Annotated in this window: 17 protein-coding genes; 13 read left to right on the top strand and 4 right to left on the bottom strand. The window is 71.4% G+C overall.

Annotated features, from left to right (window positions below; genetic code table 11):
- Positions 1-9 precede the first annotated feature (9 nt).
- Positions 10-1,374, bottom strand: coding sequence for a polysialyltransferase family glycosyltransferase (locus IG90_RS0107600; RefSeq protein ID WP_030579487.1), 1,365 nt, complete (start codon positions 1,372-1,374; stop codon positions 10-12).
- The gene (locus IG90_RS0107595) at positions 1,371-2,354 is read right to left on the bottom strand and encodes a glycosyltransferase family 2 protein (protein WP_030579484.1); all 984 of its coding nucleotides are present in this window, start codon (positions 2,352-2,354) and stop codon (positions 1,371-1,373) included. Before IG90_RS0107595 ends, IG90_RS0107600 begins: the two co-directional genes overlap by 4 nt.
- A 208-nt stretch (positions 2,355-2,562) precedes the next feature.
- Between IG90_RS0107595 and IG90_RS0107590 the strand changes: the two genes are divergently transcribed.
- The 12 genes from IG90_RS0107590 (at position 2,563) to IG90_RS0107535 (ending at position 16,668) form a co-directional block, all read left to right on the top strand.
- A complete protein-coding gene (locus IG90_RS0107590; protein WP_030579483.1) occupies positions 2,563-3,945 on the top strand; it encodes a DUF6716 putative glycosyltransferase in 1,383 nt (460 codons plus the stop codon).
- Between the two features lie 23 nt (positions 3,946-3,968).
- A complete protein-coding gene (locus IG90_RS0107585; RefSeq protein WP_030579481.1) occupies positions 3,969-5,210 on the top strand; it encodes an acylneuraminate cytidylyltransferase in 1,242 nt (413 codons plus the stop codon).
- Between the two features lie 12 nt (positions 5,211-5,222).
- A complete protein-coding gene (locus IG90_RS0107580; protein ID WP_006127058.1) occupies positions 5,223-6,155 on the top strand; it encodes an N-acetylneuraminate synthase family protein in 933 nt (310 codons plus the stop codon).
- Positions 6,156-6,165: 10 nt separating this feature from the next.
- Entirely contained in the window at positions 6,166-7,197 is a 1,032-nt protein-coding gene (locus IG90_RS0107575) for a hypothetical protein (RefSeq protein WP_030579478.1), read from the top strand.
- A gap of 171 nt (positions 7,198-7,368) precedes the next feature.
- Complete coding sequence (locus IG90_RS0107570) at positions 7,369-8,601, top strand: amidohydrolase (RefSeq protein ID WP_030579474.1); 1,233 nt, start codon at positions 7,369-7,371, stop codon at positions 8,599-8,601.
- A gap of 242 nt (positions 8,602-8,843) precedes the next feature.
- Entirely contained in the window at positions 8,844-9,881 is a 1,038-nt protein-coding gene (locus IG90_RS0107565; protein WP_030579472.1) for a BMP family lipoprotein, read from the top strand.
- Positions 9,882-10,168: 287 nt separating this feature from the next.
- On the top strand, positions 10,169-11,758 hold the full coding sequence (locus IG90_RS0107560; protein ID WP_030579469.1) for an ABC transporter ATP-binding protein: 1,590 nt from the start codon (positions 10,169-10,171) through the stop codon (positions 11,756-11,758).
- Positions 11,755-12,867, top strand: coding sequence for an ABC transporter permease (locus IG90_RS0107555; RefSeq protein ID WP_030579466.1), 1,113 nt, complete (start codon positions 11,755-11,757; stop codon positions 12,865-12,867). Before IG90_RS0107560 ends, IG90_RS0107555 begins: the two co-directional genes overlap by 4 nt.
- The gene (locus tag IG90_RS0107550) at positions 12,864-14,153 is read left to right on the top strand and encodes an ABC transporter permease (protein WP_030579462.1); all 1,290 of its coding nucleotides are present in this window, start codon (positions 12,864-12,866) and stop codon (positions 14,151-14,153) included. Before IG90_RS0107555 ends, IG90_RS0107550 begins: the two co-directional genes overlap by 4 nt.
- A complete protein-coding gene (locus IG90_RS0107545) occupies positions 14,150-14,584 on the top strand; it encodes a cytidine deaminase (protein ID WP_030579458.1) in 435 nt (144 codons plus the stop codon). Before IG90_RS0107550 ends, IG90_RS0107545 begins: the two co-directional genes overlap by 4 nt.
- 118 nt (positions 14,585-14,702) lie before the next feature.
- Positions 14,703-15,980 (top strand): thymidine phosphorylase, encoded by a 1,278-nt coding sequence (locus tag IG90_RS0107540; protein ID WP_030579455.1) that lies wholly within the window; start codon positions 14,703-14,705, stop codon positions 15,978-15,980.
- A 97-nt stretch (positions 15,981-16,077) separates the two neighbouring features.
- On the top strand, positions 16,078-16,668 hold the full coding sequence (locus IG90_RS0107535; protein WP_030579452.1) for a Uma2 family endonuclease: 591 nt from the start codon (positions 16,078-16,080) through the stop codon (positions 16,666-16,668).
- A gap of 80 nt (positions 16,669-16,748) precedes the next feature.
- On the opposite strand, the gene IG90_RS0107530 is transcribed toward IG90_RS0107535, so the two are convergent.
- Positions 16,749-20,039 carry a S8 family peptidase gene (locus IG90_RS0107530; protein ID WP_051860064.1) on the bottom strand — a complete coding sequence of 1,097 codons (3,291 nt, stop codon included), beginning with the start codon at positions 20,037-20,039 and terminating at the stop codon, positions 16,749-16,751.
- Between the two features lie 258 nt (positions 20,040-20,297).
- Here IG90_RS0107530 and IG90_RS0107525 point away from each other — a divergent pair, with 258 nt between their 5' ends.
- Positions 20,298-20,672 (top strand): STAS domain-containing protein, encoded by a 375-nt coding sequence (locus IG90_RS0107525; RefSeq protein ID WP_030579447.1) that lies wholly within the window; start codon positions 20,298-20,300, stop codon positions 20,670-20,672.
- 78 nt (positions 20,673-20,750) lie between these two features.
- On the opposite strand, the gene IG90_RS0107520 is transcribed toward IG90_RS0107525, so the two are convergent.
- Entirely contained in the window at positions 20,751-21,779 is a 1,029-nt protein-coding gene (locus IG90_RS0107520; protein ID WP_030579444.1) for a sigma-70 family RNA polymerase sigma factor, read from the bottom strand.
- Positions 21,780-22,001 lie beyond the last annotated feature (222 nt).

Below are 22,001 nucleotides of genomic sequence, written 5' to 3'. Positions count from 1 at the left end.
GCCGGGTCGTCAGCCCCTGCCGCGCTTCAACGCCCGGGCCCGCCGGGCCACCCGGCGCAGGCCCGCGTTGCCGCGCAGGAACGCCAGCCGGGCCGGGACCACTCCGGGGAGCGCGAGCGAGGCCAGGCGGCGGCGCTTGAAATAGCGCCAGGTGTGGCCGTCCAGGTGTGCGGCGAGGTAACGCTCGGCGGCCGGGCGCAGATCAGGGCGGACCTTCGGCCGCATCGCGAAGCCGACGGCCGCGAGCAGCCCGTCCCAATCGGCCTCGCCGCCCGGCTTCCGCCCGTCCGCCGAGCCGGCGTCGGCCGGCCCGGGCAGCAGCGCGTCGGCGATCGTCGCCGGTATCCGCTCGGCGTTCTCGTACGGGGTCAGGCGCTCCAGGAGCAGCCCCGTGCCGACGGCCACCACCGGGAGGCCGTGGAACCGGGCCGCCCCGAACAGCGCGGTCGAGGTGCAGCCCACGACCAGCGCGGGCCGCAGCCGGTGCAGCAGCACATCGGCCACGACGGGCGCCGGAGTGTCGAGCACGGTCAGTTCGACGCCGAGCCGGTCCGCCTCGGCGAGCAGCGCCGCCGGGTCCTCCCACGGCGCGTACGGATCCGGGGCGAACACCAGCCGGGTGTGGCCGAGGGCCACCGCCGCGCGCACCATCTCCAGCCGCAGCTCCGCCTCCTCGGCCGCCGGGATCAGCCCGGCCCCGGCGAGATCCTGCCCGAGCAGCAGCGCGGGCGCCGCGACAACGGGCAACCCCACGGCAGGCGCCTCCTCGGCGGTCAACTCGGCATCCGCGTCTGCCAGTTCACCCACGACATTGATGATCGCCCCGGCCGGCACGGTCTGCGGCTCCACCCCGTACTCGCCCAGCAGCAGCGGGCGCACCCCGGGGACCAGGTCCGGATGGAGCAGCCGCCGCACCCGGGTCCCGGTCAGCGGGGGGATCTTCTCCCCGGTCGGGCCGTAGCCGCCGGGCCCCTCCGCGTACACCTCGACCGGCACACCGGCGAAGACCTGGGTGAGGGCACGGGCGGGCCCGGCGTGCGGGGAGTCCACGACGAGTTCCAGCGCCTCGTCGCCGAGACCCCAGGCGCGCCGGAAGTGGCGCTCCCACAACGGGGCGTCGTCGGCCCGGGGGAGCCAGCCGGCCGGGTGGAACGGGAAGATCGCGTCGTTCCACGAGAGGACCTCGTCGAACCGGGCGCGCAGCCGCTCGAAACCGACGGTCTCCGAGACATCGGCGACGGCCTCCGGGGCGGGCCCCGTCCGGGACAGCAGCAGGATCCGGCGGGCGGGTCCGGTGAAGCACCCCGCGTCGACCGCCGCGGCGAGCAGCACCGTCGCGGCGGGCGAGGCGGCGTGGAAGATCCGGATGGTCATGCGGCCGAGGCCCCCTTCGCGGCGGCCGGACGGCGGCGCAGCCTGCGCACCCGGGTCGCCCGTGTCACGTCCATGGCGTCGAGCGCCTCGTCCAGCAGCGGCTGCGGCAGGCGCCCCAGGGCGGCCGCGCCACGCGATTTCAGTTCACGGGCCACGGCCGGTTCGAATTTGTCCAGGTCGCCCAGATGGTGAGCGATGATCGCGCAATACGTGCGTACGGCCTTCAGCAGCAAGGTGTCCGCGTCCCGGTCGGCGGCGGTATCGGCGATCACCTGGTCGAACGCGCGAAGGAAATCGAGCTGGCGCACATCGCCGATCTGGGTCAGGGACGTCGCCACCCCCCGCCGGTAGAAATGGCTGAGCAGGCCCAGGGCGGCGAAGGATTCCGCCTCCCGGTGCAGTCGCCAGATCCACGGCCGGTCCTCGGCCGTGCGCAGTCCGTCGGTGAAGTGCAGCAGCCCCCGGTCCAGCAGCCGCCGGTGGTAGAGGCCCGCCCAGGCGAACGCGTAGTCCACCGACGTGGTGCGGTGGGCCGGCAGGATCGCGGCCCGGGGATCGCTCACCACACCGTGCGGCCCGTGCGGAACCCGGCGTACGGTCCGCGAACTGCCGTTCACCTGGACGTGGTCGGTGCGCACGAAGTCGCAGCCCAGCGCCTCGGTCCTGGCCACCAGCCGCTCGTAGTGCCCGGGGGCCAGCCAGTCGTCGCCGTCCAGGAAGGCGACGTACTCGCCGCGGGCGGCGTCCAGACCGGTGTTGCGCGCGGTCGCCAGACCGCCGTTCACCTCGTGCCGCAGCAGCACGGCGCCGGGGATCCCGGCGGCGGCCCGGTCCAGCAGTTCCCGCGTCCCGTCGGTCGAACAGTCGTCGACGAGAAGGAACTCGAAGTCCTCGCGGGCGTTGGCCCGCAGACTTCTGAGGGTGTCGGGCGCGTAGGTCTGCACGTTGAAGAACGGCACGATGACGGAGAGCTTAACCACGCACATCACGTTAGGTGCGGCCCCGGCCCTTTCCTTTTCCGCAATGCGCCCGGCAGGTGAACAACACCCGTCGCTCAGGTGAATCGCCTTGCGCGGAACCGGAATTGAGGGCGCATTCGGGCTCGCCCCCCAATCGTCGGCTCGCTGTTAACCATCTGTTGCCATCACGTTGGGCCGCGCATCGAAATGCCTTCCTAACTTCTAGGACGTGCCCCCACGTACCAGCAATGAGGCCGAACCGGCCGAAACCCCCGCCGCGCCCCGACCGGCGCTCCGGGTCGCCGTCCTCGCCGACTCCGACACCCGGTGGAAATGGGGCGCGCTCACCGCGCGCCGCCTGACCGCCGGCACGGACGGGCGGGACGCGCGGCCCGTCGAGGTCAGCGGGCTGCTGCTGCGCGGCCGGGCCACCCCGACGCCCCGCCAGCTCGCGGAGGTCGGCGAGGTCGGGATCGACGCCGAGCGGGTCCGCGAGGTCACCGCGGTCGAGTTCCTGCACACCGTGCGCGACGAGGGTTACGACCTCGTCGTCCTCGCGCTCGTCGGCGGCGGCGTCCAGGCCATGCTGCACGGTCTCGCCGCCCTCGACCTGCCGCGCCGGCCCGTCGTCGTCACCGGATACGTGGGCGTCGTCTACGAGAAGCTCGCCGACGGGCTGCTGCTCCGCCACGGGGCGGACGTCGTCCTCGCCAACTCGGCCCACGACGCGGAGCGTTTCCGCGCCGTGTACGAGGGCGTGGGCGCCGACGCCTCGGCCGTCACGGAGGCCGCGCTCCCCTTCCTCGGCGGAGCCCCGTACCGCCCCGAAGAGGGCCGCGACACCGTGGTGTTCGCCGCCCAGCCCTCCGTACCGGCCTCCCGCGCCGACCGTACGTACCTGCTCCGCCGGCTCGTCGAGCACGCCCGGCTGCACCCGCGCCGCGAGGTGCTGCTGAAGCTGCGTTCCAAGCCGGGCGAGCACACCACGCACATCGAGGAACTGCCCTACCAGAAGCTCGCCCAGAAGCTGCCCGGCGGCCTTCCGCCCAACTTCCGCCTGGTGTACGGGCACATGGGCGAGGTCCTGGACCGCACCGACCTCCTGGTCACCGTCTCCTCGACCGCCGCGCTGGAGTCCCTGCACCGCCGAATCCCGACCGCCGTCCTCACCGACCTCGGCGTACGGGAGGCCCTCGGCAACCACCACTTCGTCGGCTCCGGGCTCCTCACCTCCTGGGACCGGCTCGACGGCGGGAACCGGCCCCGGCCCGACGGCGCGTGGCTGTCCGGCCAGGGCGTCGCCGCCGACGGTTCGTACGGCACCGCCTACGACACCGCCCGCGCCAAGGTCACCGCCCTCCTCGACACCGGCCGGCTCCCGACCCTGGCCCCGTACTACACACCCGCCACCGCCCCCGGCTACCTGCCCGGCATCCTCGCCCGCCACCACCTGGCCCCCGACGGCACACCCCTGCCCGGCGCGGCCGCACCGCAGGAGGCCGGCCGGGTCCGGGGCGCCGTCCGCGAAACCGTCCGCAACGCCGCGCGCGGCGCCTACCGCCAGGGCGTCCAGCGCGTCGCCCCCGTGATCCGCCGGATGGGCGAGCTGTGAACACCACTACAGGAGCAGCCACCATGACCCCGACCGTCCTCGCCGTGATCCCCGCCCGCGGCGGATCCAAGGGCGTCCCCGCCAAGAACCTCGCCGAGGTCGGCGGCGTCCCCCTGGTCGCCCGCGCCGTCCGCGCCGCACTCGGCGCCCCCGAGGTCACCGACGTCGTCGTCACCACCGACGACGGGGCGATCGCCGAGGCCGCCCGGAGCGCCGCCGCCGACCTCCAGGCCGCCCACCGGCTGCACTGCGTCGAGCGCCCCGCCGCCATCGCGGGCGACACGGCGACCAGCGAGGCGGCCGTGCTGCACGCGATGGACGTCTACGAGGCGGAGCGCGCCCGGAGCGTCGACGTGGTCCTCCTCGTCCAGTGCACCAGCCCGTTCGTCTCCCGCGAGGACATCGACGGCGTCGCCAGGGCGGTGGCCCACGAAGGCGCGGACACGGCCGTCACGGTCGCCCCGTTCCACGGCTTCGTCTGGCGCGACGGGCACGCGGTCGAGGAGGGAACGTACGGCGTCAACCACGACAAGTCCGTACGTCCCCGCCGCCAGGACCGCCCCCAGGACTACCTGGAGACCGGCGCGGCCTACGCGATGGACGCGGCGGGCTTCCGTACCCACCGCCACCGCTTCTTCGGCCACACCGCCCTCGTGCCCACCGACCCGGCGCGGGTGCTGGAGATCGACGACCCGCACGACCTGGCCCGCGCCCGGGCGCTCGCCCCGCTCCTGGACCCGTCGCCGCTGCCCTCCCTCGCGGACGTGGACGCGGTCGTCCTGGACTTCGACGGCACCCAGACCGACGACCGGGTCATGATCGACTCGGAGGGACGCGAGACGGTCGCCGTGCACCGCGGCGACGGACTCGGCATCGCCGCCCTGCGCAAGGCCGGCGTGCCGCTCCTGATCCTCTCCACCGAGCAGAACCCGGTCGTCGCGGCCAGGGCCCGCAAGCTCAAGATCCCCGTCCTGCACGGCATCGACCGCAAGGACGAGGCGCTGAAGCGGTGGTGCGACGAGCAGTCCATCGCACCCGACCGGGTCCTCTACGTCGGCAACGACGTCAACGACCTCCCGTGCTTCTCGCTCGCCGGCTGGCCCGTCGCCGTCGCGAGCGCCCACGACTCGGTACGCGCCGCGGCGCGCGCCGTCACGACCACTCCCGGGGGCTACGGCGCCATCCGCGAGATCGCGGCCTGGTTGCTCGGCCCCACCCTCACCACCACCAAAACCACCCCTGACCCCACAGTCCCCACCAAGTAAGGAAGCACCACGATGAGCACCTCCCGCCTGCGCACCTTCGGCACCCGCACCGCCGGCCCCGGCAACCCCGTCTACATCACGGGCGAGATCGGCATCAACCACAACGGCGACCTCGACAACGCCATCGCGCTGATCGACGCGGCGGCCGAAGCCGGCTGCGACGCCGTCAAGTTCCAGAAGCGCACCCCGGAGATCTGCACCCCGCGCGACCAGTGGGACATCGAGCGCGACACCCCCTGGGGCCGGATGACGTACATCGACTACCGCCACCGCGTCGAGTTCGGCGAGGCCGAGTACACCGCCATCGCCGAGCACTGCGCCAAGCGCGGCATCGACTGGTTCGCGTCCCCGTGGGACACCGAGGCCGTCGCCTTCCTGGAGAAGTTCGACGTCCCCGCCCACAAGGTGGCCTCCGCCTCCCTCACCGACGACGAGCTGCTGCGTGCCCTGCGCGCCACCGGCCGCACGGTGATCCTCTCCACCGGCATGTCGACCCCGAAGCAGATCCGCCACGCGGTCGAGGTCCTGGGCAGCGACAACATCCTTCTCTGCCACGCCACTTCGACGTACCCGGCGAAGGCCGAGGAGCTGAACCTCCGGGTCATCAACACCCTCCAGCAGGAGTACCCGAACGTCCCGATCGGCTACTCCGGCCACGAGACCGGCCTGCAGACCACCCTCGCGGCCGTAGCGCTCGGCGCCACGTTCGTCGAGCGCCACATCACCCTGGACCGCGCCATGTGGGGCTCCGACCAGGCCGCCTCCGTCGAGCCGCAGGGCCTGACCCGCCTGGTCCGCGACATCCGCACCATCGAGCAGTCGCTCGGCGACGGCGTCAAGAAGGTGTACGAGTCCGAGCTCGGCCCGATGAAGAAGCTCCGCCGGGTCGCGGGCGTCGTCGCCGAGACCGAGAACGCGCCGGCCCCCGAGCCGGTCGCGGTCTGAGCGCCGACCGGTGAACCTCGCCTTCGTCGAGAGCCCGGTCCAGCTCCTGAACGTCCTGGAGTGGGTTCACACCCAGGGGGGAGACGACCCGGCCGACACCACGGTCGTCGTCCTCCCCCCGGTCGACCCGATGTCGCGCGGTCAGCTGCGCCGGATGGCGGAGCTGGCCCGCGACGAGGGCATCGCCGTCCGCTGGCAGGAGGCGCGCGGGGACTCCGGCGCGCCCCTGAAGGCCCTGCGCGCCCTGGCAGGACTGGTCCGGCGCGCGGACCACATAGTGATCGGCGACCCGTTCTCCCGTTACGTCCAGCTCCTGCTGACCCTGGTCCGCGCCGACCACCTCACCGTGGTCGACGACGGCACGGCCACCATGGAGTTCGTCGCCCAGCTGGCCCGGGGCGAGCGCCTGACCCGCTGGCACCGCCGGGGCCGCACGGGACCACGCGAACTGGTCCTGGCCCCGGTCACCGCCACGGCCCGCCGCCGCTTCACCCCGACGGCGCACCACACGGTCGAGGTGTTCACCGCGATGCCGGTCGAGGCTCCGCCCGGCATCACGGTCACCCCGAACACCTTCGCCTGGACCCGTGCCCGCTTCGGCCCGCCCAGCATCGGCAAGGGCGCGGACCTGGTCGGCACCTCCCTGGTCGAGACCGGCGTCGTCGACCCGGCCCCCTACCAGGAGGCGGTCACGGCCCTGGCCCGCACCCACGGAGCCACCCGCTACTTCGCCCACCGCCGCGAGTCCGCCGAGAAGCTCCACGCCCTGGAAGCCGCCACCGGCCTGGAGATCGTCCGCCCGGACCTCCCGCTGGAACTCATCGCCCGCCGGGGCCCCATCGGCCGCACGATCGTCAGCTTCCCCTCCACGGTCGTCCACACCCTCCCGCTGGCCCTGGCCGGCACGGGCGTGAACGTCGCGGTCTGCGACATCGCCCCGGAATGGCTCCGCGCCACGGCCTCACCGCGCGCCCAGGGCTTCCTGAGCGGGGTCACGGAGACGGCGCGGGGGGTGCAGCGACTGTCGTCGGTGGCGACGTGAGGGCTACGCCCGCACGGGCGCGGACCCGGGCCCGAAAGGCGAACTGGTATACCCGAAACCACTCAGCGTCACACGTCCTCACAGGAAATTTGTTCGCCTGAGCGGCTGAAGTTTTGTTGATCTGTGGCCAGTTGAGGGGGCAAGGGGCCTACGCTTCATAAGGTGAACCAGTTGAAGTCCCGCGCCTCCCGCCCCCACCACCCGGCCGGCCAGTCCGGGGGTGCGCTGCCCGGCAGGCTCTCCGACGAACTCCGTGCTGAGCTGATCGCCTTCCGCCGGGATCTGCACATGCATCCCGAGCTCGGCAACCAGGAGTTCCGTACCACCGCCGCCATCAAGGACCGGCTGGAGAAGGCCGGGCTGAAGCCGAAGGTTCTCGCCGTCGGGACCGGGCTCATGTGTGACGTGGGGGAGTGGGACGGGGTGACGCCCATGCTGGCGTTGCGGGCGGACATCGACGCGCTGCCGATCCCGGACACCAAGGCGGGCGTGCCCTACCGGTCCACCGTGCCCGACCGGGCGCACGCCTGCGGGCACGACGTGCACACCACCACCGTGCTCGGGGCGGGACTCGTGCTCGCCGGGCTCGACCGGCAGGGGCTGCTGCCCAACGCCGTGCGGCTGATCTTCCAGCCCGCCGAGGAGGTCCTCCCCGGCGGTGCGGTCGACGCGATCGCGTCCGGGGTGCTGGAAGGCGTCGGGCGGATCATCGGCGTGCACTGCGACCCGAAGGTGGACGTCGGGCGGATCGGGCTGCGGATCGGGGCCATCACCTCGGCCTGCGACCGGCTGGAGATCACGCTCGACGGACCCGGCGGGCACACCGCCCGGCCGCACCTGACCACCGACCTTGTCACCGCCGCCGCCAGGATCGCCGTCGACGTGCCCGCGCTGCTCGCCCGCCGGGTCGACGCCCGCTCCGGGCTCGCGCTGACCTGGGGGCGGCTGGAGACCGGGCACGCCCCCAATGTCATCCCGCAGCACGCCGAACTGTCCGGCACCGTCCGCTGCCTGAATCTGGACGCCTGGCGCGAGGCCGCGGACCTGGTGCACGCCGCCGTGGACGAGGTGGCCGGAATGCACCGGGCCAAGTCCGTCATCAACTACGTACGCGGTGTGCCGCCCGTGGTGAACGACGCCGAGAGCATCGGCCTGCTGGACGCCGCGATGACTGAGCGCCGCGGATCGTACGCGATCGAGGACACCGAGCAGAGCCTGGGCGGCGAGGACTTCTCCTGGTACCTGGAGCAGGTGCCCGGCGCGATGGCCCGCCTCGGCGTCCGGACCCCGGGCGACACGCGCGGGCTCGATCTGCACCGCGGCAACTTCGACGTGGACGAGGAAGCCATCACCGTGGGGGTCGAGCTGTTCACCGCCGCGGCACTGTTCGACGGAGCGCGTTGAGCAGGCTCGCACTGCGAGAAGGGCACGTTCTTGGCGGATGCTCACGGCACCCGCGTCGAACCTGGTGCCGGGCGAAGCTCGGTCAGGCCCTGAAAGTGAGGCCCACCGTCTCCGGGCGGCCTCGCGCTTCGATCTGGTAACGACTCATGAACTGGGGCTAAACAGATATCTACGCGCGTTACGATCGCCGCGAAACCAGCGCCGGAAGAGGCGCTTTCGGCCAGTCTGAAGGGACCCTCCTCGTGCGCCGGGTATCCAAGATCACCGCCGCGTGTGCAGTCGCCGCGGCCCTCGCGCTCACCGCCACGTCGTGCGGCGAGTCGTCCACCGAGTCCAGTGACTCCGAAGGCAAGCTCAAGGTCGGCATGGCCTACGACGTCGGCGGTCGGGGGGACAACTCCTTCAACGACTCCGCGGCCCGTGGCCTCGACAAGGCCAAGGCCGACCTCGGCGCCGAGACCAAGGAGCTCACCGCCAAGAGCGGCGAGACCCCGGCCGACCGTGAGCAGCGCCTCACCTCGCTCGCCGAGGGCGGCTACAACCCGGTCATCGGGGTCGGCTTCGCCTACTCGGACGCGATCGCGAAGGTCGCCAAGTCGCACCCGGACACCACGTTCGGCCTGATCGACTCGGTCTCCGACGCCAAGAACGTGGCCTCCATCGTCTTCACCGAGGAGCAGGGTTCCTACCTGGCCGGTGTCGCGGCGGCGCTGAAGTCCAAGGACGGCCAGGTCGGCTTCATCGGCGGCGTCGACCTGCCGCTGATCAAGAAGTTCGCCGCGGGCTTCCAGCAGGGCGTGACGGACACGGACCCGAAGGCCAAGGTGCAGATCCAGTACCTGTCCACGGGCTCGGACCTGTCCGGCTTCGGCAGCCCCGACAAGGGCAAGGCCGCCGCCAAGGGCATGCTCGACAAGGGCGCCGACGTGATCTTCGCCGCCGCGGGCGGCTCCGGCGCCGGTGCGATCGAGGCCGTGGCCGGCAAGAAGGGCGCCTGGTCCATCGGCGTCGACTCTGACCAGGCCAAGGACCCGGCCCTGTCGAAGTACTCCGAGACGATCATGACCTCCGTCGTCAAGAACGTCGACAGCGGTGTCTTCGACCTCATCAAGTCGGTCGACGAGGGCAAGCCCCTGTCCGGCACCCAGTCCTACTCGCTGGCCGAGGACGGTGTCAGCCTGACCACCACCGGTGGCCACCTCAGCGACATCCAGGCCAAGATCGACGAGGCGAAGAAGAAGATCGTCGACGGCTCCATCAAGGTCAAGACCACGACCTGACCGGTTCGTAGACATCGGGGTCCGGGAGCGCGGCTTCGGTCGCATCTCCGGGCCCCGATGCACGTACCCGCCCTCGCCGGGTTGCCCTGTATGCGGGTAGGTGTCCGCCGCCCACTCGCCGACCGGGCGGCCGATCAGTGGCGCTACGCGCGTAGCTTCCGTCGGACGCGGTACTTTCGCACCCCACCCGCCACGCCCACGCCACGTCCTCCTCGCCCCGCCCCCGATGGCGGCAGTGCCGGCCTCCCCCTCCTTCCGCCCTCCGCTCCTGTCAAGGAGAGTGCGTCATCAAAGCGTCCAGCAGTCCTCATGCCGTAGAGCTCCGCGGCATCACCAAACGATTCCCCGGGGTCGTGGCCAACCACGACATCGACATCACCGTGAGCCGCGGCACCGTGCACGCCCTCGTCGGCGAGAACGGCGCCGGGAAGTCCACCCTGATGAAGATCCTCTACGGCATGCAGAAGCCGGACGAGGGAACCATCACGGTCGACGGCGAGCAGGTCTCGTTCGACAACCCCGGCGACGCCATCGACCGCGGGATCGGCATGGTGCACCAGCACTTCATGCTCGCCGACTACCTCACGGTCCTGGAAAACGTCGTCCTCGGCTCCGAGAAGCTGTACGGGATCGGTGGCCGCGCCCGCGCCAAGATCAAGGAGATCTCGGACGCGTACGGCCTCGGGGTCCGCCCGGACGCCATGGTCGAGGACCTCGGGGTCGCCGACCGGCAGCGGGTGGAGATCCTCAAGGTCCTCTACCGGGGCGCCCGCACCCTGATCCTCGACGAGCCGACCGCCGTGCTCGTGCCGCAGGAGGTCGACGCGCTCTTCGACAACCTGCGCGAGCTCAAGGCCGAGGGCCTCACCGTCATCTTCATCTCGCACAAGCTGGGCGAGGTGCTCTCCGTCGCGGACGAGATCACGGTGATCCGGCGCGGTACGACGGTGGGCACCGCGGACCCCGCGAACACCACGACCAAGCAGCTCGCGGAGCTGATGGTGGGCAGCGAGCTGCCCTCGCCGGAGACCCGCGAGTCGACCGTCACCGACATTCCGATGCTGACAGTCGAGGACCTGAGGCTCACCGTCACCGACCCGGACGGCGTCGTGCGCGTCGTGTTGGACGGCATCACCTTCACCATCCGCAAGGGCGAGGTCCTCGGCATCGCGGGAGTCGAGGGCAACGGGCAGTCCGAGCTGGTCGACTCGATCATGGGCATGCGCCACCTCGACCACGGCGTCCTCACCCTGGACGGCGTCGACATCTCGCGCACCGCCACCCGCAAGCGCCGCGAGGACGGCATGGCCGTCATCCCCGAGGACCGCCACCGCCACGGCCTGTTGCTGAACGCTCCTCTTTGGGAGAACCGCATCCTCGGGCACGTCACCGAGAAGCCCAACAGCCGCGGCTGGCTGCTGGACAACAGCGCGGCCCGTGCCGACACCGAGCGCATCGTGCGCGAGTACGACGTCCGGACCCCCGGCATCGAGGTCACCGCGGCGTCCCTGTCCGGCGGCAACCAGCAGAAGCTGATCGTCGGCCGGGAGATGAGCCACGCGCCCAAGCTCCTGATCGCCGCCCACCCCACCCGTGGTGTGGACGTCGGCGCGCAGGCGCAGATCTGGGACCAGATCCGCGAGGCGCGCCGTGAAGGGCTCGCCGTCCTGCTGATCTCGGCGGACCTGGACGAGCTGATCGGCCTGTCCGACACCCTGCGGGTCATGTACCGCGGCCGCCTGGTCGCGGACGCCGACCCCGCGACCATCACCCCGGAAGAGCTCGGCTCGGCGATGACCGGTGCGGCCTCGGGGCATCTCGAAGCACCGGACGCGGGTGCCGACACCGACCCCCGGGACGGGGGAGAGGACCGATGAAGAAGTTCGACAAGGACCGGCTGCTCCTGGGCATCGCGGCCCCGGTACTGGCGATCGTGGTCGCGTTCCTCGTGACCGCCCTCGTACTGGCGGCCACCGGCAAGGAACCGTTCAGCGCCTTCGGCATCATGTTCGACTACGGGCTGAAGGCGGACAGCCAGGTCTACATCCTCAACAAGGGGACGACCTACTACCTCGCGGGCCTCGCGGTGGCCGTCGGCTTCCGGATGAACCTGTTCAACATCGGCGTGGACGGCCAGTACCGCTTGGCGGCCTTCTTCGCCGCCGCCCTCGGCGGCGCGCTGACCCTGCCAGGTGTTCTCCAGATCCCGCTGATCATCCTCACGGCGATGATCGTCGGCGCCATGTGGGCCGGTATCGCCGGTGTCCTCAAGGTCACCCGGGGCGTCAGCGAGGTCGTCTCGACGATCATGCTGAACGCCATCGCGACGGCCATCATCGGCTACCTGCTCCAGCAGGGCCGCCTCGGTCACCTGGACCAGGCCGGAACGAAAATCTCCACCAAGCCGATCCCGGAGTCCTCGCACTTCTTCGAGATCCCGACCACGCCGACCCCGATCTGGGGCTTCATCGTGATCGCGGCCCTCGCGGGCGTCGCCTACTGGTTCGTGCTCTCACGCACCCGGTTCGGCTTCGATCTGCGTACCGTCGGCCAGTCCGGCTCCGCGGCGCAGGCCAGCGGCGTCAACGTCAAGAAGATGGTCGTCACCTCGATGGTCATCTCCGGCGCGATGGCCGGCCTGATCGGCATGCCGACGCTGCTCAACGACAGTTACGAGTACAGCGGCGACTTCCCGATCGGTATCGGCTTCACCGGCATCGCCATCGCCCTCCTGGGCCGCAACCACCCCGTGGGCATCGCGCTCGGCGCGCTGCTGTGGGGCTTCCTGGAGCGCGGTACCGGAAAGCTGGAGTTCGAGGGGTACGACAAGGAGATCGTCGGCGTCATCCAGGGCGTCATCGTCCTGTGCGTCGTCATCGCCTACGAGGTCGTCCGCCGCTACGGCATCAAGCGTCAGCAGAGCAAGGTCGGCGAGGAGCTCGCCGCTCAGGCCCGTAACTCCGACCAGCAGGAGGTGTCGGCGTGACCGCCACGGCGACTTCCACTCCGCCGCCCGCGGCCCCCAAGGTCTCCGGTGGCAAGGGCGGCCGAACACGGTTCTCCCTCCCCGTCATCCTGCTGATCGTCGCGGGCGCACTCCTCGCGCTCTCCGCGGTGCGCGCGATCACCGGCGCGCAGGACGTCACCTCGGCGGGCCAGATCAGCGCCGCGCTGGCCATGGCCGTGCCGATCGGCCTCGCCGGTCTCGGCGGCCTCTGGTCCGAGCGGGCCGGTGTGGTCAACATCGGCCTCGAAGGAATGATGATCCTTGGCACCTTCTTCGGCGCCTGGGCGGGCTGGCAGACGAACCCGTGGATCGGCGTGCTCGCCGGCGTCATCGGCGGCATGCTCGGCGGACTGCTGCACGCTGTCGCCACCGTCACCTTCGGTGTCGACCACATCATCTCCGGTATCGCCATCAACATCCTGGCGCTCGGCTTCACCACCTACTTCGCCAAGCTCTGGTTCAACACCGGTGAGGCGGCGACGAAGGGCGGAAGCCCCAAACAGTCACCACCCGCCGAGGACATCACCACCGTGACGCTCCCGGGCGTCTCGGACTGGCTGCACTCGGTGGAGCAGCACCACTGGTTCTTCGTCTCCGACGTGGCAGGCGTCGTCGGTGGTCTGATCACCAACGTCTCCGTGCTGACGCTGGTGGCCCTGGCGCTCTTCGTCGCCACCTTCTTCATCCTGTGGAAGACGGCCTTCGGTCTGCGGCTGCGCTCGGCCGGCGAGAACCCCGTGGCCGCCGAGTCGCTCGGGGTGAACGTCTACCGCTACAAGTACATCGCGGTGATCGCCTCCGGCGGGCTCGCCGGACTCGGCGGGGCCTTCCTCTCCCTGGTCACCTCGCACATCTACAACGAGGGCCAGACCGGTGGCCGCGGCTACATCGGCCTCGCGGCGATGATCTTCGGTAACTGGCGGCCCGGCGGTCTCGCCATGGGCGCGGGCCTGTTCGGCTTCGCCGACGCGCTCCAGCTCCGCAACGGCGGCGACTCCGTCCACGCGCTGCTGCTCCTCCTCGTGGTGGTGCTGGCCGTGCTCGCGGCCTGGAAGCTCTACCGCAAGAAGTTCGTGCCCGGCGCGATCAGCGGAGGCATCGCCGCGGTGGTCCTGGTCTGGTACCTCGCCACGGACACCGTGCCGACCGAGTTCGTCAGCGCCACGCCGTACATCGTCACGCTGCTCGTGCTCTCGCTCTCCGCACAGCGGCTACGTATGCCGAAGGCGGACGGCATGCGGTACCGCAAGGGCGAGGGCAAGTGACCCCGCCGCCCGCCGCCGGCGACCGGTCGGCCGCCGGCGCCTTCGGCGAGGCCGACTGGGAGGCCCTGCGGGGCGCGGCCCGGGACGCCATGTCCCGTGCGTACGCCCCCTACTCGGGCTTCCCGGTCGGTGTCGCCGCCCGGGTGGACGACGGCCGCACGATCACCGGCTGCAACGTGGAGAACGCCAGTTACGGCCTCTCGCTCTGCGCCGAATGCGGTCTGGTCTCCACGCTCCAGGCCACCGGCGGCGGCCGGCTGACCCACTTCACCTGCGTGGACGGCACCGGGGCGATCCTGGTGCCGTGCGGCAGGTGCCGCCAGCTGCTGTACGAGTTCGGCGGGCCGGAACTCGTCCTGGAGACGCCCGACGGGCGGCGCACGCTGGACGAGATGCTGCCCCAGTCGTTCGGCCCGCAGCACCTCGGCTGAACCCCGTACCTCCCGGCGGTGGCCCTTCCCTGTTCGCGGAAGGGCCACCGCTCTTTCCTCTCTCTATGCGCGTAGAGTCGTTGGAACTCTTGCGTACGCACCGGCCGGAAGGATTCCCATGGACGCCATCTCCGTCATCCGCACCAAGCGGGACCGAGGCGAGCTGACCCCCGAGCAGATCGACTGGGTCATCGACGCGTACACCCGCGGCGAGGTCGCCGACGAGCAGATGTCCGCCCTCGCCATGGCGATCCTGCTCAACGGGATGAACCGCACCGAGATCGCCCGCTGGACCGCCGCGATGATCGCCTCCGGCGAGCGGATGAACTTCCGAGCGCTCTCCCGCCCCACCACCGACAAGCACTCCACCGGCGGCGTCGGCGACAAGATCACCCTGCCGCTCGCCCCGCTGGTCGCGGCCTGCGGTGCGGCCGTGCCGCAGCTCAGCGGCCGGGGCCTCGGTCACACCGGCGGCACCCTGGACAAGCTGGAGTCCATCCCCGGCTGGCGGGCCCACATCTCCAACGCGGAGATGCTGCACGTCCTCGAGAGCACCGGCGCGGTCATCTGCGCCGCCGGTGACGGGCTCGCCCCCGCCGACAAGAAGCTGTACGCGCTGCGCGATGTCACCGGCACCGTCGAGGCGATCCCGCTGATCGCCAGCTCCATCATGTCCAAGAAGATCGCCGAGGGCACCGGCGCGCTCGTCCTGGACGTCAAGGTCGGCTCCGGCGCCTTCATGAAGACCATCGAGGACGCCCGCGAGCTGGCCTCCACCATGGTCGCGCTCGGCACCGACAGCGGTGTGCGCACGGTCGCGCTGCTCACCGACATGTCCACCCCGCTCGGCCTCACCGCGGGCAACGCGCTGGAGGTCCGCGAGTCGGTCGAGGTGCTGGCCGGCGGCGGCCCGAGGGACGTCGTCGACCTCACCCTCGCCCTCGCCCGCGAGATGCTGGACGCGGCGGGCCTCAAGGACGCCGACCCCGAGAAGGCTCTCGCCGACGGCTCCGCGATGGACGTCTGGCGCCGGATGATCTCCGCCCAGGGCGGCGACCCGGACGCCACGCTCCCCGTCGCCCGCGAGCAGCACGTGGTGACCGCGCGCTCCTCCGGCGTCCTGACCCGTCTGGACGCCTACGACGTCGGCGTCGCCGCCTGGCGCCTGGGCGCGGGCCGCGCCCGCAAGGAGGACCCGGTGCAGGCGGGTGCGGGCGTCGAGCTGCACGCCAAGCCCGGCGACACCGTCACCGAGGGCCAGCCCCTGATGACACTGCACACGGACACCCCCGAGAAGTTCGACTACGCGCTGAAGGCGCTGCCGGAGGCGTACGACATCTCCCCGGCCGGTACGTCGTTCGCACCCCTGCCGGTGGTGCGGGAACGTATCGCCTGACCTGGGCTTTCCTCGTACGGGTGAACGGGACCGGTGGACTGCCGCCGGTCCCGTTCGGCATGCTGGACTCGGTGACGTACCGATAGAGGAGACCGCCATGAGCGCACTCACCGTCGAACCCGTGCCGGGCCCCGGCCAGGACTGGGACGACCTCGTCCGGATCTGGGAGGAGACGGACGCACCCGAGGGCTGCAAGGTGGAGATCATCGAGGAGATCGTCACCGTGTCGCCGCCGCCGTCCAAGGACCACAACACCACCGCTGCGCTGCTCCAGCGCAGGCTCTACACCGTCATCCCGGAGGACTGGGAGGTCTACCAGACCCTCGGCCTCTCGCTGCCGGGGCGGAGCGGGATCTACATCCCCGACCTCGTCGTCGTGGACCGCGCCACCGCCTCCGGGCCGGGCAGCACCGTGCCCGCCGAGGAGGCCCGGCTCGTCGTGGAGATCACCTCCCGCGCCAACGCCAACCACGACCGCGTCAGCAAGGTGAACGGCTACGCCAAGGCCGGGGTGGAGCTGTTCCTGCTCCTCGACCCCTGGCACTCCGGCCGCCCGACCGCGACGCTCTACGGAGAGCCTGAGGGTGGTACGTACCGTGTGCTGGAAACGGTCGAGTACGGACGGAAGCTGACCCTTCCCGAGCCGTTCGGTCTGGTGCTCGACACCGGCGTCCTCCCGGTCAGCTGACACGCGGACGGCCCGCCGCACGGAGGGGATCCGTGCGGCGGGCCGCCGTCGTGCGAGGGTGAACTACCAGCCGTGCCCGGTCACTTGCCCAGGTAGGCGCTGTAGATCTTCACCGACGAGGTGTTGCCCTTCTTGTCGGTGACCTTGGCGGCGAACGAGATCGCCTTGCCCTTCGCCGGGTTCTTGACGGTGATCTTGCCCTTCTTGACCGTGACCTTCTTCCAGGTCTTGCCGCCGTTGTAACTGACGTACGTCTTCAGCGACTTCAGGTTCTTGCCCGCGGCCGCGCCCTGCACCTCCACCGGCACCGAGACGGTCTTGCCCGCCTTGACCCGGCCGTCGGCGCCCACGGCCGGGGTGAACCGGACGGTGGAGACGGGCAGCATCGTGAACTCGGTCTTCTTCGAGCGGAACGTCCAGGCCGCGTCCACCCGGGTGGAGAGGGGGCTGACCTTCGCGCTGTGCTTGACCGTGGTCGTCAGCTTGTAGTCGGCCGCGCCGGCCGGTACCCGGAAGACCTCTTCGCCGGCCAGCGGATCGCTGTTCTGGCCGAGCTTCTCGCCGTTGCGGTACAGGACGGTCCTGACCGACGAGAGCGCGATCCCGCCCGCGTTGCCCCGGCCGTCCGCCAGCAGCGGGAGGACGCCGCCGATCTCGTTGCCCTCACGGATGATGCCGAAGTCCTCGTTCACCAGCGGCCCGAACACCGCGGTGTTCACGGACTTCGTGTACGTCTTGCCCGCCTTGTACTTCGCCTCCGTGCCGACCCGGTAGTTGGCCTCGTACGTCGGCCAGCCGTCCGCGTCGACCGGACCCAGCTGGCTGAAGTCGAAGCTCCAGGCCACCTTGTCCGCGGTGGAGAGGTACAGCGTGCGGGTGCCGGGCAGCTTCTGCTGGATCGAGGTGGCCCAGCTGCCGTTCTGCGTGGGCAGGAAAGGCCAGGCGGTGATCTCACCCTTCTTCTTCGGCGCGGCCGAGCCCATGGCGATCTTCACCTTGGCCAGCTGTCCGGTGGTGAACTTCCGGCTGTAGCCGGTCGCGAGCTGCTTGACCTTGCCGCCGACCGCGATGTCGTACTCGGTCGACGCGCCCTTGGTCCAGGTGCCCGACCAGTGCTGGGCGAGCGAACCGTCGGTGATCTGCGGGCCGGTGTGGAGCGTGCGGATGCCTGCCGGCGACTCCATCAGCCAGCCGAAGGACACCGCGTCGTTCGTCGACTCCACCGAGTAGTCCGGGGAGAACAGCTGGCTCTTCGCCTTCGTGTCCGGCACCGTGACGTTCACCGGCTTCGCCTTGCGGGCGTCGAACGTCAGCGAGGTGTTCTTGCTGACCGCGACCTTGGGCCGGGCGATCCAGTCGGCGCCCTTGGTGACGTCGTCCGGGTCGCTGTAGACCGTGGAGTTGACCACGTACGTGCCCTTGGGCACCCGGATCTTCGCGGTGCCGTCGACGACCTGCGGGCTCAGGAACGGGTCGCCCTCCCCGGCGTCGAAGCGGTAGAGCGTGCTGTCCGCGTAGGCGGCCGGACGGCCGTCCCGTCCGAGGTGCTTGACCGTGAGGTCGTAGCTCTCCACCTCACGCTCGACCGCGGCGGCCGTGCGCACGGTCTGCCCGCCGCCGGTGGCCACCAGATACGCGGAGTACGTGCCGTCGGCGGTGCCGCCGAGCCGGGTGTCGGCGGTCAGCGTCACCTCCGCCGTACCACCCGCGGGGACGGTGACCCGGTCCGCGCCGAGCGTGAAGAAGCCGGCCGGAGCGGGCTTGCCCTTCGGTCCCGTGCCCGTCACCTTCAGACCGAGGGTGACGTCGCTCGTGCCGAGGTTGCGGTAGGCGACGGTCTCGGTGGCCGGCTTGTCGTCGGTGTGCGGCCACTGCTGCACCCCGAAGCTCACCGAGACCGGGTCGGCGACGACGGTCTGGGCGAGGGCACGGTCCACCGCGATCCGGCCGGAGCCCTGCTGGAACGGGTTGTACGCGCCGGGCTTCGTGGACGCGGTCAGCGCGCCCTTCAGCTCCGTGTACGACCAGTCGGGGTGCTGCTGCTTGAGCAGGGCGGCCGCGCCCGCGACATGCGGGGTGGCCATCGACGTGCCCGAGATCGTCGCGTAGCCGGCGGGCTTCTCGCCCACCTCCCGCGCGATCAGCGAGCCGGGCGGGATGGCCGCCGTGGTGTCCACACCGGGGGCCGTCACATCGGGCTTGATCGCCCCGTCCCCGACCCGCGGGCCCCGGCTGGAGAAGTCCGCCAGCCGGTCCTTGTCGTCGACCGCGCCCACGGTCAGCGCGGCGTTCGCGCTGCCGGGCGAGCCGACGGTGCCGGCGCCGTCGCCCTCGTTGCCCGCGGCGATGGCGAACAGCACGCCCTTCTCGGCCGACAGCTTGTCGACCGCCGCCTCCAGCGGGTCCACCTCCGGGGTGTCGCTCCCGCCGAGGCTCAGATTGACGATGTCGGCGCCCTGGGCGACCGCCCACTCCATTCCGGCCAGGATGCCGGAGTCCTCGCCGTACCCGTCGTCGTCGAGCACCTTGCCCGCGAGCAGCTTGGCGTCCGGGGCCACGCCCTTGAACTTCCCGCCCGACTTGGCACCGGTGCCCGCCGCGATCGACGCGACGTGCGTGCCGTGGCCGACCCGGTCCTTGGTGTCCTTCGCGGCGCTGAAGTTCTTCTCCGCCAGGATCTGGCCCTTGAGGTCGGGGTGAGTGGTGTCCGTCCCGGTGTCCAGGACCGCGATCTTGACGCCCTTCCCGGTGAAGCCCGCCTTCCAGGCCGCCGGCGCGCCGATCTGCGCGACGCTCCTGTCGAGGCTCGCCCGGCGCACCCCGTCCAGCCAGACCCGGTCGATCCCGGCCGCGGTGGTGACCCGCTCACCCCCCGCGCGCCGGTCGGTGAGCGCCTTCCAGATGGCCGGGGCGTCGGCGGTCGGTGTGGTCACCGACTCGGCGTTCAGTGAGGTGAGGCTCCGGCCGACCTCGGTGGAGCCGGCGTCGCGGACCTGCGCCTTCGCGGCGGCGGCCTGCTTGCCCCGGTAGCCGACGATCAGCTTCAGGCCGTCCCGCTGGGCCCGGAGGTTCTCCGGGCGGCTCAGCTCGGTGACGTCGAACAGCCGTCGGTCGAGCTTGCCGGAGACGATCAGCCGGTGGGCGTCGGCCGGGACGACGAGGGTGTGCCCCTTGTTGCTCATCCGCTGGACCGGGATGTTCTCCCGGCCCTTCGCGGGCCGGAAGGCGACCGGCCTGCCCTGGGCGTCGACGGTGACCCGGTCGCCGGTGACGAGGGTCAGATGACGCAACTCCCCTTCCTGGTCCCGGTCCTGGGCCCGGATGCCGGACGCCCCCCTCGGATCCGGCTGGGCGACGGCGGTCTGGGTCATGCCCGCCGCCAGTGCCACGGCCACGGCTGTGGCGACCGCCGGTATGCACGCGTTTCTCACGTGTCTGCGCAACTCTCCCCCTGGAGAACTCGATGGTTCCTCAACCGCCGGTCCGCAGAGACGCAGGAATGACCGCAGCGGCCGTCGGTTCACCGAACTAGAGGGAAGGCTGGGGGGATCGGTTCACGGAGGGAGCACAGGGAAAACGGATTTGACGCAAAACGGCCCCTCCGTGGCGGGCCCGCGCGGAGAGGGCCGATGAATTTCGCCCGCCGCTGCGGTCTGCCTGGTGTGGATGCCGAGAATCCGATCGCCCTGACTGTGACCGGCCGGGTCAGCCGTGCCGTCGTACCCGACCTCTGCGCCGAGCTGGAGCGTGCTCTGGCCGGCCCCCGTGGAGCCGCCCTCGCCCCGGGTGCGGCGGTGGACTGCGATGTGGGCGGGGTGATCCGGCCGGATCTGACCCTTGTCGAGGCGGTGGCCCGGCTGGGGCTCGTCGCCCGCCGCTCCGGACGCACGCTGCGGCTGCGCCGTGTGCCCCCCGAACTCCGGGCGCTGCTGGACCTGGTGGGGCTGGCCGACGTGGTCGCCCTGGAGGAGGGCCCGGAGGAACGGGTGCCGGACCCGCGCTGACGTGACGTACGCACGGCCGCCGGCCGGGCCCGGAACCCCCGGGTGTCTCGCGGGGTTCAGGGCCCGGCCGGCGTAGTCCTACGCGTCCGCCGGCAGCCGGTCCGGGAGGCCGAACAGCGGGAACCAGCGCGGGACGTCCAGGAAGCAGTGCATCCCGCTGATCGCCCCGTCCTGGACGTCGATGACCTGGACCGCCCACGGCACGAACCCGTCCCCGTCCTCGGCGGGCTTGTAGTGCGCGAAGGCGGGGGAGCCGTTGGCCGAGACGGGCACCAGCTTGGAGCCCGCGCAGGCCGCGCCGATGGAGGTCATGAAACCCGTGATGTCCCCGGTGCCCCGAAGCCACAGGTCGAACGGCGGCATCGTCATCACCGCGTCCTCGTGGAGCAGCGCGGTCAGAGCCGCCATGTCATACCCCTCGAACGCCTTCACATAGCGCTCCAGGAGCTTCTGCTGCTCCTCGTCGAGCGGGTCCGCCGCATCGCCCGGCCGGCTCTCCGTCTCGGTCAGCGTGGCCCGGGCCCGCTGCAGGGCGCTGTTGACCGAGGCGACGGAGGTCTCCAGCAGTTCGGCGACCTCCGCCGCCCTCCAGGCGAGGACCTCGCGCAGGATCAGCACGGCGCGCTGCTTGGGCGGCAGGTGCTGCAGGGCGGCGACGAACGCCAGGCGCACCGACTCGCGCGCCACGGCCGCCTCCGCCGGGTCCTGGACGGAGGGCAGGATCCGGCCGTCGGGCATCGGCTCCAGCCAGACGTTCTCCGGGCGGGGGCTCAGCGCGGCCTGGGCGAGCGGGGTCGGGCCCGTCAGATCGACCGGGCGGGCCCGCTTGTTGCCCGCTTTCAGCATGTCCAGGCAGACGTTGGTGGCGATGCGGTACAGCCAGGAGCGCAGCGAGGAACGGCCCTCGAACCTGTCGAAGCTGCGCCAGGCCCGGACCAGGGTGTCCTGCACCGCGTCCTCGGCCTCGAAGGCGGATCCGAGCATCCGGTAGCAGTACCCCGTCAGCTCGGTGCGGTGCCCTTCCAGGCGGCTCTCGATCCCGGCGGCATCGGCCTCCTCGGCACCCGCCGCCGCACCTTTGGCCGTCGTCGCGGTCAGATCGCTCATCGCTCCACCCCTGTCGCGCGCAGCCGCGCTGTGGCATCCGTCACCCGGTACGTCGGAAGCTACCGCAGGCCACTGACAGCCGGGGTGGAAAGAGGACGAGGGGATCCGTCGGACACTCCCGGGGGCGCCGGACGCCATGGCCACGGCCACGGGGTCCGGCACCCCCGGGGGGGGACCGGCCGGGACGGCGCGGAGACCCGGACCGGGGCCAAGAAGATCTAC

Source organism: Streptomyces anulatus, from assembly GCF_000721175.1.
Taxonomy (GTDB): domain Bacteria; phylum Actinomycetota; class Actinomycetes; order Streptomycetales; family Streptomycetaceae; genus Streptomyces; species Streptomyces anulatus_C.
The sequence above is the reverse complement of the archived record's forward strand: the minus strand, read 5'-3'. Positions and strand labels throughout refer to the sequence as shown.

Coding starts and splice junctions, on each gene's coding strand:
- IG90_RS0107600 (WP_030579487.1), bottom strand. CDS start 1,374: ATGACCATCCGGATCTTCCACGCCGCCTCGCCCGCCGCGACGGTGCTG.
- IG90_RS0107585 (WP_030579481.1), top strand. CDS start 3,969: ATGACCCCGACCGTCCTCGCCGTGATCCCCGCCCGCGGCGGATCCAAG.
- IG90_RS0107580 (WP_006127058.1), top strand. CDS start 5,223: ATGAGCACCTCCCGCCTGCGCACCTTCGGCACCCGCACCGCCGGCCCC.
- IG90_RS0107555 (WP_030579466.1), top strand. CDS start 11,755: ATGAAGAAGTTCGACAAGGACCGGCTGCTCCTGGGCATCGCGGCCCCG.
- IG90_RS0107540 (WP_030579455.1), top strand. CDS start 14,703: ATGGACGCCATCTCCGTCATCCGCACCAAGCGGGACCGAGGCGAGCTG.
- IG90_RS0107535 (WP_030579452.1), top strand. CDS start 16,078: ATGAGCGCACTCACCGTCGAACCCGTGCCGGGCCCCGGCCAGGACTGG.
- IG90_RS0107530 (WP_051860064.1), bottom strand. CDS start 20,039: ATGACCCAGACCGCCGTCGCCCAGCCGGATCCGAGGGGGGCGTCCGGC.
- IG90_RS0107525 (WP_030579447.1), top strand. CDS start 20,298: ATGAATTTCGCCCGCCGCTGCGGTCTGCCTGGTGTGGATGCCGAGAAT.
- IG90_RS0107520 (WP_030579444.1), bottom strand. CDS start 21,779: ATGAGCGATCTGACCGCGACGACGGCCAAAGGTGCGGCGGCGGGTGCC.